This window comes from [Mannheimia] succiniciproducens MBEL55E (assembly GCF_000007745.1).
GTDB lineage: Bacteria > Pseudomonadota > Gammaproteobacteria > Enterobacterales > Pasteurellaceae > Basfia > Basfia succiniciproducens.
This window is the reverse complement of the sequence record NC_006300.1, coordinates 1,089,667-1,102,164: the sequence shown is the minus strand read 5'-3', so window position 1 is coordinate 1,102,164 and position 12,498 is coordinate 1,089,667. Positions and strand designations below refer to the sequence as shown.

The window sequence follows — 12,498 nt, the reverse complement described above, 5'->3', positions numbered from 1 at the left end:
TGCAGTTTTTGAATATTAATTATTAATTTAAGAGAACATTAAAATGGCATTTAAATTTAACGCTGAAGTTCGTTCTGCGCAAGGTAAGGGTGCGAGCCGCCGCCTTCGTCACAATGGTCAAATTCCCGCTATCGTTTACGGTGGTAATGAAGATGCGGTTTCAATCGTATTAAACCACGATGAGTTAAACAACGCACAAGCACATGATTCTTTCTATTCGGAAGTGATCACTTTGGTTATTAACGGCAAAGAAGTTGCGGTTAAAGTACAGGCTATGCAACGTCACCCGTTCAAACCAAAACTAGTTCATATTGACTTCAAACGTGCTTAATTTCTAGTTTGTTTAATTAAGAACACCAATAGCCTAAGGTTATTGGTGTTTTTTTATGGCGGTAGAGTCCTACCTGATAATACCGAAAACAAACAATAGTTTTTATTAAAAGTGCGGTTGATTTTCGGTAAATTTTAGAAATTTCAAAAATTTTGACCGCACTTTTACGTATTGCTTAAAACGGTTAGTAAACTTAAAGATAAAGCCGTATTTTCGAAACAAAACAACGAGTCGTTCCGATTCAATAAAATTTAAATATCATCAATCATATTTATAATAATGGAAATATTCCTAATTTTATAAATAAAGCATTAATTTAAATTAATAATATACATTTATTTACATAAATATATATTAATTTTCAATTATATTCTCACCTATAGAAATAAAATAATTTATCTAAATTAATTTAGTTTTAAATATAAAATATTATTAATATTTAAGCTGTTTTTTTAAATTAATTGTCTAAGAAATGTTAACATTCACCAATTTATAATTTAAATTGAGGTTTATTAATGAATAAGGTTAGTTTACTGACACTTCTTATTGGAGGCGCTTTAGCCGTTCAATATGCGAACGGTTCTCCTATTGATGAGCGGCGGGAAAATATTATTAAATATTCCCGATTGGGTGATGGTCAGTTAGTTGAAGGAACTAAACAACTTATTGATTTATACAATAAAACCAAAGATAAAAAAGTTAGAGACGATCTAATTACATTGTTGGTCCGACAAAACCGTGATGCTGAAGCTTTATCTATTAGTGAAACTTATAAATTAACTGATTTTTCATCAAATGAATTGGAATATTTGGCAAGAGCGGCAAGAAACGAACGCCAATTCAGCAAATCCTTGGCTTTTTATAATCAATTAAATAACCTTGATACTAAAAATCCTAACGGCTTGCTCGGATTAGCTTTGGTCAGTACCGATATGGCTAAATTCGAGCAGTCAAAATTATATTTATCCCGATATAAGCATCGATTCGGAACGGATGAACAATATAATCAAGCCAATGCCTATTTTCTTGATAGCAGCGAACCTTTAATTACCCGTTTTCATCGCTGGAATTCCGAATTAGATACAAATCCAAATGATATTGAGTTAGTAAAAAAATTATACCGTTTAGCCGCTCAATTGAATATTTCTCCCGTTCAAGAACAACTTATCGCAAAATACCCCGAAGTATTCACTGATAACGATAAATCGTGGTTATTACATGACCAAGCTGTTCGTATATCAAAAAATTCACCGAATAAACAACAGTTAAATACTGCTTATTCTATGTTGGATAAGGTCTACATCAAAGTACCTGAAGATAATTCACTCAAACAACAATCGTTGCAGGATATGGTTGTTGTGGGTTCAAAATTAAAAAATGACGATAGCAACCGAGCCAAAAACTCTTATGAACTATTAACGGAAAGCAATCAGCCGATTCCTAATTATGTAAAAGAAGCTTATGCGGATTATTTAGTTGCTTCGGGCTCGCCGTTTGCCGCGTTGTCTCTATATAAAGAAGTTGAGCAATCACATCTTGCAGAAGGTGGAGAAGTACCTTTTACATTAGGAATTAAAATTGTTCAGGCACTAAATGATGCGGCTAAATATCCGGAAGCTCGGGATTATTTAGAGAATAATATCGGTGAACCCAGTTTAATGGTTCTTGATTTTACCCGTTCAAGAAAAATTGAAAATCCGGATTACGGCAATTACTTTTCGACAAAAGTCAGTTCATTGGTTGCACAGGGTGATTTATCTTCCGCAATGCAGTTAATCGATGAGCGATTATCCGTAACTCCGGGGGACGGTTGGATTATGCTTACTAAAGCGGAACTGGAAGCCGCAAGAGCCAGAACAGATGATGCGGCGGATTGGGTTCATAAAGCACAGGCATTTTTACCTGAAGATACGGCTTGGGCGGAAGTCGCGCAAGCAAATTTGGCTTTATCTGTGAATGATTGGCGTACCGCAAGCCGGCTTGTCAATACGTGGACAACAGAAGAAAAAGACAACGCGAATTGGTTTATGGAGCAATATGATCAAGCCAAATCTGCCCGTTTGGTTGCAAGCGGTGGAATTTCTCATCGTACATCGCCGGCCGGTGAGAATGAAAGTAATCAAGAATATTATCTTTATTCGCCGAAAACAGATGATGGTCATGATGTTTATATTCATTATTTGACGACAAAATCCCCCGATGACGGTTTACCTTTTGAGCAACAGCGTGTTGGGGCGGGGGTTGAAGCAAACTTTTACCCGTTCATGGTGAATGCGGAAGCGGGCAAAGGGATCAAATTAAATGATAAAGCTTATTTTGCGGCAACTATTCAATATCAGTTAAATCAGCATTGGCAATTTAGTTTAAATGGCGGTTTAAATAGCGCTAATACGCCTATTAAAGCTATTTATCAGGATACCTATGCAAAGGATCTCGGTTTTTCGGTGAATTATAAATATTCGGATCGATTTGAAGCCGGTGCGGGTATTACGGCAATGAAATTTGATGATGAAAACTTACGTAAAAATCTTTCGTTCTGGTCAAATTTCAATCTGTTTAAACATAATCGCTGGAATTTAAACGGCAGTTTATATGGTTCCTATGAACGAAATAAAGCAATACCCGGTGCCTATTATTACAATCCGTTAAAGAGCCGTTCTTTAGAGGATAACTTCGATCTGTCTTATTATCAGCCTTTTGATCACAGTATTACCCTCACTCATCATTTTAAAGCAGGCGGCGGTTATTATTGGCAAGACAGTTTCGCAAGCAGTAAAACCTGGTCTGTTGCTTATGGTCAGGAATGGCGTTTAGGTAAGAAACTAAATATCTCTTACGATGTCGGGCGAAAACGTTCAATTTATGACGGTTCGCCGGAGTTTAATAATTTTATTAATTTAACATTATCGGTTTCTTTTTAATTATTTATTTTATGGGATTATTTATGTTTAAACATTGTATGAGATTGGTTACGTATTTAAGTACCTCGTTATTATTTGCCGTGCAGGCATTGGCTGCAAATAATCATTTTGGCATTTTGTGTTATCACAATATTATTGATGAGAGTGTGCAGAGCGAGAAATATTACCCTCAAACCATATCCGCGCAAAAATTAATTTCTCAATTTAATTGGTTGCGCACTAACGGTTATATTCCGGTAAGCATGCAGCAAATACTTGATGCAAGAAATGGTGGCAAGGCCTTACCGGAAAAATCAGTTTTATTGACTTTTGATGACGGTTACCAAAGTTTTTATACTGTTATTTACCCATTGCTGAAAGCTTATAATTACCCCGCGGTATATGCGATTGTAACGGATTGGATTGAGACGCCGGCAAATAAAAAAGTGACTTACGGTGATGAAAAATTAGATCGTAAAGAATTTGTTACTTGGCAACAATTACGCGAAATGAAAGACAGCGGTTTAGTCGAAATTGCCTCACATACGCATGACTTGCATCACGGTGTTAAAGCAAATCCGGCAGGGAGTAATGTGCCGGCAGTTATTACTCCGGCATACATAAATGGTAAATATGAGACGGAAAGCCAATATGAAGCAAGATTACGTAAAGATTTCCAACGTTCTTTTTCTTTGCTTAAACAGCATTTGGGCGCTGCGCCTGCCGCAATGATTTGGCCCTACGGTCGATTTAATGAAAAAGCCGCTGCTATTGCAGAAGAAGCCGGTTTTAAAGTGCATATGTCACTTGTTGATACAATAAATAATACACCGGATCAATTTCATTTAGGGCGTCTGTTACTCGATAACGAAACATCAATTAATACTATTGAAAATTATTTAAAAAATAAAAATAAAGATGTTTTAGTCCAGCGTTCTTTACGTATCAAATTAGATGATGTGTATGATCCGAATCCGGCTCAACAAAGCAAAAATCTGGATGCGTTAATTGAACGCATTTACCGCCAAGATATTGAGCGCGTTTACATTCAGGCATTTTCCGATACCGATAATGATGGTGTTGCGGATGCGTTGTATTTTTATAATCAGCAATTACCGGTTCGTGCGGATTTATTCAGCCGAGTCGTATGGATTATCAAAACAAGACTGGGTAAGGCCGTTTACGCCTGGATGCCGATTTCCGCCTTTAAGGGTAAAAACAATACGCAACAAATTAAGTCTATTTATCGTGATTTAGCACTTTATAGTAAAATTAACGGCATTTTATTTGATGACAATTTATCAAGTGATAACAAATTTACGGATTTAAAACCGCTTGATGCGGCATCGCTTCGATTAACGGATGAATTAAAAGATATTGTTTATCCTTATCCATTAGGCGGTAGAGAAGATTTCGCTACAATGCGAATGATTTCCGCACCGGTAAATATGTCGGACGAATCCGAAAAACAATTTAACCAAAATCTGGCTGAATTGAATCGGCATTATGATGCCGTTATTGTTTCAGCCGCACCTTATGTGAAAGGTTCGGAACTGACTCAAAGCGGCGCGCGTAATTGGTTGGGTAATATCATTAAAAAAACAGTACCGCAAGTAGCAAAAGACCGCTTAGCTTTTGAATTACAAACAGTGGATTGGCGTACTCAGCAAGCTATTACCGATGATGAGTTAATTGATTGGATGCGGGATATTCAGACAAAATATCACTTTTATAACTTCGGTTACTATCCGGATAATTTCCAAGAAAATCAGCCGAAATTAAACGAAATCAGACCGCACTTTTCAATAAATACTAATCTTGGATTGAAATAAGGGGTACATGATGTCTTGGTATTATATTTTTAATGCAATGTTATTTATGTATCCGGCTTTAATGGCGGTGTACTGCATTATCTCGGCGTCTTATTACTACTTTTTTATTGAAGGAAAGCTCAAGAAACCCAAATATTCGAAAATGAAATTGGAAGATGTGCCGTTAGTCTCAATTATGGTTCCTTGCTACAACGAAGCGGATAATTTAGACGATGCGATTCCTTATTTGCTGAAATTAAAATATCCCAAATTCGAGCTTATTTTCATTAATGACGGCAGCAAAGACGATACGGGTAAAATTATCGACCGATGGGCACAAAAAGATAGTCGCATTGTTGCCTTACATCAAGAAAATGCAGGTAAAGCCAGTGCTTTAAACCATGGCTTAACCGTAGCGAAAGGTAAATATGTCGGCTGTATCGACGGCGATGCGGTGCTGGATTATAAAGCGGTGGATTATATGGTTCAGGCTTTAGAGTCAAATCCGCAATTCGGTGCGGTAACCGGCAACCCGCGCGTGCGTAATCGAAGTACGATTCTTGGCTGCCTGCAAACCTCGGAATTCAGTTCAATTATCGGGCTGATCAAACGCGCGCAAAGCGTGATGGGGACAATTTTCACCGTATCCGGTGTTTGCTGTTTATTTAGAGTGGAAGCCATGCAAAAAATAGGTGGCTGGAGTACTAACATGATCACCGAAGATATTGACGTGAGCTGGAAACTGCAAACTTCGGGATACAACATCGTGTATGAGCCGCGTGCTTTATGCTGGACATTAATGCCGGAAACTATAAGAGGATTATTCAAACAGCGTTTGCGTTGGGCGCAAGGCGGCGCGGAAACCATCATAAAATATTTTCCTCAGGTTTGGCGCTTGAAAAATCGCCGTTTATGGCCGATGTACATTGAATATTTTTTAACCGCATTTTGGGCATATTCCCTTATTATCGTTTTATGTATAAACACATATCTTCAGATCACAGAGGAAACATTTGAAATCTCTATTTTCAGACCGTTGATGACGGTGTTATTCCTGACATTCTTTCTGCAGTATATGTTCAGTTTATTTCTGGATAGTCGCTATGAAAAAGGGCTACTCAGATATTCCTTATATTGTATTTGGTACCCTTATGTGTATTGGTTACTGAATATGGTAACGCTCGTTTTCGGTATTCCGAAAGCGATTTTTAGAAATAAGTCCAAGTTAGCGGTATGGACGAGTCCGGATAGAGGAGTGTAAGTTGGATCTTCAGAAATTGATGATTATTAAAAAAAGTATGAGAGAATTACCCTTAAAGTTAGTTCTTAAAAGTATGTTTTTAAGCTTGATTACCTGGTCTTTGTGGGGATATACATGCTATGTGGTAGCCAGTTATTCTACGAAGATTTTCGTAAATCCCGTTTATGAACAGTATTTCTTCTCAGATATTATGATCTTTATGTTCGCTGTTTCAGTGGCATTGGTTGTGATTGCAATTATCTGGTCATTTATTGCAAAACCGTCGAAGCGATTAATTTTGAGCCATTAAGAACTAATCAATTAATGAAAAGCACAAGAAATTGTGCTTTTTTTGTGGCGGAAAGTGACATGATTGCCAAGTAAATGTAAGGTGGAATTTATCCTATCTTTTATTACCCATTAATTTTTATGATTGGTGGGACAAGCCCCACCTTACAAAATTTCATCAAAACCGACCGCACGTTGTCTTTATTGCTCGGTGATATTGTCGTCAAGCCAAAGAATGTTGTCTTGATATTTATAAGCCGTATAAGACTTGCCGTTACGTTTCTCATTCAAACCCGTTTTCTGCCACTGAGGTTCAAGCCGTATTTTATGTACATGCGAGCCACTGACCCAGAGGACACGTTTTTTACCTGAAAGTGCGTTGGTTTGTAGTAAATGAACAGTTTGCGGATAATTTTCCAATGTGACGGATTCATTATTTCTTACTTGCATCAGGTCAATATAAGAGTTTGCATTTATTTGAGCAAAATCCAGCTGTTGTAATTTTCTGCTTATTGTCCCGGTACTATCGCCGGCTGCGTTGGTTTTATAAATAATAGCCTTGAGTAAATTTTCGGTGGCTTTATGAATGGAATCGCCTTTTAGTGAGCCGGCATATTCACCCCAAATAGCTAAAGCGGAACCTGAAATTTTATTGGGTTCAGCCACTTTATTTTGGGTATTTTTTTCATCCCAAATGCTTAAATCCCAATTTTTAATCACATCCCGCATAGCAAAATCGCTATCTTTTGATATATTCGGACTTTCTTTGGGATTAAAATACAAGTAATAAGAATTATAGTTTAGTACGGAGAACCCGCGTTCAATTAATTCCGGCATACTGATACGCATTGTCCGCCGTTGCCGAGCAGCCTGTTTATTTTGCGTATTGCCGTCATAACTCCAATAAGTTACCTGAATATTCGGATCCAATTGGTCAATGGTGCTTTTAATTAAACCGTCATTCCAAATGCGGGTTTTTAAACCTTTTTCTTTTAAAAAAGCTGATAATTTATTGGCATAGTTAATAAATTCATGATTATTCTCCTCACTATAGCCAAATTCATCGCCACCTATATGAAAATGTTTGGTGGAATTGCCGAAAATCCAGACGACTTCTTCAATTAAAGACGTCATAAAAGCTATTGAATCGGGATTGGTGATATCAATTTCTTCATTTGTCCATTTTGAACGTAATTTTTGTACATAATCCTTACCGTTTTTTTCCGCTAACAAATTAAAAATTGCCGTCATGTGATTCGGACTATCTAATTCGGGAATTAGTTCTACATTTTTCTGCTTGGCATAATCCATAATATCCTTTAACTGCTCATAGGTTAAAAAGGGTTTGCCGGTTTTAGGATTGACGTAAAAGCCGTTTTCATCACGACGCGCATTTTCAGCGCGTTGATCTAGAATAGTACTTTCGATTGCATAATTTTCATGATCGGAAAAATGTAAATGTAAAAAAGTACCGCCGTTTTTATGAATGGTATCAATAAAATTTTTAATTGTTTCAGCAGAATAAAAATGACGAGCAATATCCAGTGCCAGTCCTGATTCTTTTTTTTCCGACACTTCGGCAGAGGAGAACGCTTTTTGAAATTGTTGAGTGACCGTTTCGGCGTACGTTTGCGGAATATTCAATCCAAATCCGATAAAAATTGCGCAAAGAAAATGATTAGGGGTTTTACATGAAGAAAAAATCATCAATAATTCTCCTTGATTTTTTTACTTGTTATTGATAATTGAAAGTTTTTCCTCAAAATAGTTCAATTTATTAGTAATAATGAGTAAAAAATCTAAAAAAACAACCGCACTTTTAATACCTTAAACTAATCAATATCCTGAAAAATCAGGCATTAGATTAGATTACGGGGCGGGCAAAAGTGCGGTCGATTTTGCGCAAATTTTATCCGGTAACGACGGAAAGCCGCGGTTACGGTTTAAACTGTTTCTATAAATAAGAAACAAAATTTTCCGTTTTCACGGTTTTTGGTTCACGGGTTATTTTTTCCTGTGAGGTACCGAGAATAATAAAGCCGATAACTTTATCTTTCGGCGCGCAACCTAACGCTTCGCGTAAATCCGAACCGTCAACCCAAGGGCCGGTTACCCAAACGTTATCAAAACCTTGTGCATTGGCGGCGAGCTGCATGGCATAAGCGGAACAACCTGCGCTTAACATTTGTTCCCAGGCCGGCACTTTTGCAATATCCGTATTGATTTTTGCCACCACTGCGATCATCATCGGTGCGGTAGAAGCGATTTTTTCTGCTTTTTGCAAGCGTTTTTCATCCAGCTTTAGTTCGGTAACGGCGGATTTTAATAAGGTTTCTAATTTTTTTAGTCCGTCGTTTTCAATCACAATAAAATGGTAAGGCTGTAATTTTCCATGATCCGGCACATGAGTTGCCGCTTGAAAAATAAGTTCTAATTGTTCGTTATTCGGAACGGGAGCCGAAAGTTTTTTCTCCGAACGACGGGTGGTAAGCAGGGTAAGCGCATCCATAATTTATCCTTTCATTATCGTACATTTTATATAGACGGTATTTTACAATAATTTGTCAATGAATAAACGAAAGACAAGGAATTTAAATTAAATCTTTATAGAAAAAGCATTGAAAGGTAAACTAATCACTTTCAATGTTTTTTATGAATCGAAATTCTTAACGGAAGAAGGCGGTTATACAAATGATAATGAAATTTTTAAAGTGTTGCTGGAAAGGGCTTAACTTTATTCGTGATGTCGTCATGAATATCGTTTTTCTCTTTTTTGTTCTTTTATTAGCAGCAATTGTCAGTTTAACGACAATGGTTAAAGAGAAACCTAATTTAACCGGCGATCAGGGCGCATTATTAGTTAATTTAAACGGTTATCTCGCCGATGAACGTGAAGACGGTTTAAATTGGCGTAACGCATTAAAAAAACTCAATGATGAACAGGTGGCAAGCCAGTATTCTACCTTTGATGTGGTTTACGCTATCGAAAATGCCGCCAATGACGAACGTATTAAAGGCTTGGTTCTGGATTTAAATTATTTAGACGGCGGCGATTTGCCCGCTTTAGACTATGTGGGTAAGGCGATCCGGGATTTTCAGAAATCAGGTAAAAAAGTCATTGCCTATGCGGACAATTACAGCCAATCGCAATATTTTCTGGCCAGTTATGCCGATGAAATTTATCTTAATCCTATTGGTGAAGTAGGAATTGAAGGTTTATCGGCGCAAAATCTCTATTTTAAATCTATGTTGGAAAAATTAGAGATAACTCCTCATGTTTTTCGTGTCGGCACATATAAATCGGCGGTGGAACCTTTACTGCGCGACGATATGTCACCGGAAGCAAAAGCTAATACAGAGCAATGGTTAGGAACCATGTGGTCGAATTATCAGGAACGTATTGCCGAAAACAGAAATATTGCCAAAAACAGTGTATTGCCGGAGGCAGGCGTTTATGTGGATGAGTTAAAAGCCTTAAACGGGGACATCACCGCTTATGCGAAAAAACATAAATTTGTGACTCAAGTGGCAAGCCGATTAAAATTATCGCAAAATCTGACCGCACTTTTTGGTGAAAATGAACAAAATGAGCCTAAAACGGTAGATTTTGATACTTATCTTGCCGCTTTACCGGATCGCTTGAAAGGTGATAGTTCGGATTTTGTACAGGCAAAAAATAAAATTGCCGTAATAAATATAGAAGGAACCATTGTTGACGGTGAGACCAATGAACAAGGTGTGGGCGGTGATTCAATCGCGCAATTATTACGTAAAGCCTATAAGGACAAAAATGTAAAAGCCGTCGTGTTGCGGGTGAACAGCCCGGGCGGTAGTGCTTTTGCCTCGGAAGTGATTCGTCAGGAAGCGGAAAATTTGCAAACTGCAGGTAAGCCGGTTGTGGTGTCTATGGGGGCTATGGCGGCATCGGGCGGTTATTGGATTTCCAGTACGGCGGATTATATTGTAGCGGATAAAAACACCTTAACGGGTTCTATCGGTATTTTTGCCGTATTACCGACTTTAGAAAATACCATTAAAAAAGCGGGGATTTCGGCGGACGGCGTTACCACTTCGGCGTTAGTGTCGCCTTCCGGATTCAGCCCGTTAACAGCGGAATTAAAAGATTCCCTTCAGCTGCAAATCGAACATGGTTATGAGCGGTTTTTATCGGTAGTGAGCAAGGGGCGCAGTCTGACCAAACAGCAAGTGGATAACGTGGCGCAAGGTCGTGTATGGTTAGGTGAAGATGCCTATAAAATGAAATTGGTTGACGAATTGGGTGATTTTGATACGGCGGTCAGAAAAGCGCAGGAATTGGCAAACGGCAAATTAGCTGAGAGTGAAAAAACCGATACCTTTAGCGTTGAATGGATTACCGATGAAAATACCGGATTATTAGGCGGTTTGATGAAAAATATTACACAAAGCAGCCAAAATGTCATCCAAAATGCGGTGCTGAAAACAATGGGTTTGCCAAAAGAGGTGAAACAACTACAAAAACAATTAGGCATTCTGACACAGTTTAATGATCCGAAAGGGCAATATTTATATTGTTTAAATTGCAGTGAAGTGAAATAATTTACTGAGTCTGATAAAAGTGCGGTGAAAATTCCTGAAATTTCACCGCACTTTTTTGCGATGTCTTTTGTCTAAGCGAAATGTTTTTGCAGATACGCAACTACCGCATCGCCCACATCGGCGGTTTTTGCCGTACCGCCTAAATCCGGCGTTAAGGTTTTTTGCTCAACCAGCAAATATTCAATAGCGTCGATTAAACGTGCCGCCCATTCTTTATAACCGAAAAATTCTAATAATTGACTGGCAGACCAAACTGTCGCCAACGGGTTGGCAAGTTGTTTACCGGCTATATCCGGTGCGGAGCCGTGAATAGGTTCAAACATAGAAGGAAAATTTCCTTCCGGGTTCAAATTCGCCCCGGCGGCAAGCCCCATACCGCCGGCAATTGCCGCTCCCAAGTCGGTTAAAATGTCACCGAATAAATTGCTGGTAACTACAATTTCAAAACGCTCTGGTTTGGTTATCATCAGCATTGCCGCGGCATCCACCAAATAGCTGTGGGTTTCAACATCCGGATATTCTTGGCTAAGTTGTTGGAAAATCTGATCCCAAAAAACCATGGAATAATTAAGCGCATTGCCTTTGCTGATACTGGTTAAAGATTTTTTCTCCGTTCGGGCAAGTTCGAAAGCATAGCGAATGATGCGCTCGCAACCTACACGGGAAAATACGCCGTCCTGAATTACTACCTCATTAGGTTTGTCTCTATAAAGCCAGCTGCCTGATCCCGCGTATTCGCCCTCGCTGTTTTCTCGAATAAAAATCATATTAATATCTTTGGGCGATTTTTCTTTCAACGGACAAGGCGCACCTTTTAGTAATTTCACCGGTCGCACATTCACATATTGATCAAAGCTTTTACGAATGCGCAGTAATAACCCCCACAACGATATATGGTCGGGTACGCCGGGGTAACCTACCGCGCCAAGAAAAATGCCGTCAAACTTACTTAACCGTTCGATTCCGTCGTCATCCATCATCCTCCCTGTTTTGCTGTAAAATTCACAACCCCAAGGGAAATGGGTAAATTCAAATTGAATTTTAGGATCTAATTGAGAAACGCAATTTAAAACTTTAACTCCTTCATTGATTACTTCAATACCGATCCCGTCGCCGGGAATTACCGCAATTTTATGAGTCATAATTACCACCTTTGATTTACTTATAGCGTTTTCATACTAACCTAAAATGTGTAAAACAAAAGCGGCATTTAGTAGAAATATGATTTATCACAGTTTTTAACGGAAAAATATTAAAATTTACATCTTATGGTTGAATTATTATTTTTTATAATGTAATGTATTTCTTACACTTAATGTACATATAAATTTACATAATTTAATTACCAAT

The 12,498-nt window shown here is 38.1% G+C and carries 8 protein-coding genes; 5 read left to right on the top strand and 3 right to left on the bottom strand.

Annotated features, from left to right (window positions below; translation table 11 throughout):
* The first annotated feature begins 43 nt into the window (after nt 1-43).
* The 4 genes from rplY to pgaC all read left to right on the top strand — a co-directional run bounded on the left by rplY (nt 44) and on the right by pgaC (nt 6,303).
* The gene (rplY, locus tag MS_RS05140) at nt 44-331 is read left to right on the top strand and encodes a 50S ribosomal protein L25 (protein WP_011200291.1); all 288 of its coding nucleotides are present in this window, start codon (nt 44-46) and stop codon (nt 329-331) included.
* A gap of 515 nt (nt 332-846) precedes the next feature.
* Nucleotides 847-3,252 carry a poly-beta-1,6 N-acetyl-D-glucosamine export porin PgaA gene (pgaA, locus tag MS_RS05135; protein ID WP_011200289.1) on the top strand — a complete coding sequence of 802 codons (2,406 nt, stop codon included), beginning with the start codon at nt 847-849 and terminating at the stop codon, nt 3,250-3,252.
* Between the two features lie 23 nt (nt 3,253-3,275).
* Nucleotides 3,276-5,063, top strand: a complete 1,788-nt coding sequence (gene pgaB / locus MS_RS05130) for a poly-beta-1,6-N-acetyl-D-glucosamine N-deacetylase PgaB (protein WP_041639733.1) — start codon at nt 3,276-3,278, stop codon at nt 5,061-5,063.
* 10 nt (nt 5,064-5,073) lie between these two features.
* Nucleotides 5,074-6,303, top strand: a complete 1,230-nt coding sequence (gene pgaC / locus MS_RS05125) for a poly-beta-1,6-N-acetyl-D-glucosamine synthase (protein WP_041639731.1) — start codon at nt 5,074-5,076, stop codon at nt 6,301-6,303.
* Between the two features lie 468 nt (nt 6,304-6,771).
* Here pgaC and MS_RS05115 read toward each other — a convergent pair whose 3' ends face one another.
* Complete coding sequence (locus tag MS_RS05115; protein ID WP_041639730.1) at nt 6,772-8,277, bottom strand: family 20 glycosylhydrolase; 1,506 nt, start codon at nt 8,275-8,277, stop codon at nt 6,772-6,774.
* A 247-nt stretch (nt 8,278-8,524) separates the two neighbouring features.
* Nucleotides 8,525-9,079, bottom strand: a complete 555-nt coding sequence (locus MS_RS05110) for an NAD(P)H nitroreductase (RefSeq protein ID WP_011200284.1) — start codon at nt 9,077-9,079, stop codon at nt 8,525-8,527.
* 176 nt (nt 9,080-9,255) lie between these two features.
* Between MS_RS05110 and sppA the strand changes: the two genes are divergently transcribed.
* Entirely contained in the window at nt 9,256-11,148 is a 1,893-nt protein-coding gene (gene sppA, locus MS_RS05105; RefSeq protein WP_041639728.1) for a signal peptide peptidase SppA, read from the top strand.
* Nucleotides 11,149-11,219: 71 nt separating this feature from the next.
* On the opposite strand, the gene MS_RS05100 is transcribed toward sppA, so the two are convergent.
* Nucleotides 11,220-12,290, bottom strand: a complete 1,071-nt coding sequence (locus tag MS_RS05100; RefSeq protein ID WP_041639727.1) for a tartrate dehydrogenase — start codon at nt 12,288-12,290, stop codon at nt 11,220-11,222.
* Nucleotides 12,291-12,498: the final 208 nt, after the last annotated feature.

Bases quoted from the DNA above. Each gene is read 5' to 3' on its own strand.
- MS_RS05115 (WP_041639730.1), bottom strand. From the start codon at position 8,277: ATGATTTTTTCTTCATGTAAAACCCCTAATCATTTTCTTTGCGCAATT.
- pgaC (WP_041639731.1), top strand. From the start codon at position 5,074: ATGTCTTGGTATTATATTTTTAATGCAATGTTATTTATGTATCCGGCT.
- pgaB (WP_041639733.1), top strand. From the start codon at position 3,276: ATGTTTAAACATTGTATGAGATTGGTTACGTATTTAAGTACCTCGTTA.
- MS_RS05110 (WP_011200284.1), bottom strand. From the start codon at position 9,079: ATGGATGCGCTTACCCTGCTTACCACCCGTCGTTCGGAGAAAAAACTT.
- rplY (WP_011200291.1), top strand. From the start codon at position 44: ATGGCATTTAAATTTAACGCTGAAGTTCGTTCTGCGCAAGGTAAGGGT.
- pgaA (WP_011200289.1), top strand. From the start codon at position 847: ATGAATAAGGTTAGTTTACTGACACTTCTTATTGGAGGCGCTTTAGCC.
- MS_RS05100 (WP_041639727.1), bottom strand. From the start codon at position 12,290: ATGACTCATAAAATTGCGGTAATTCCCGGCGACGGGATCGGTATTGAA.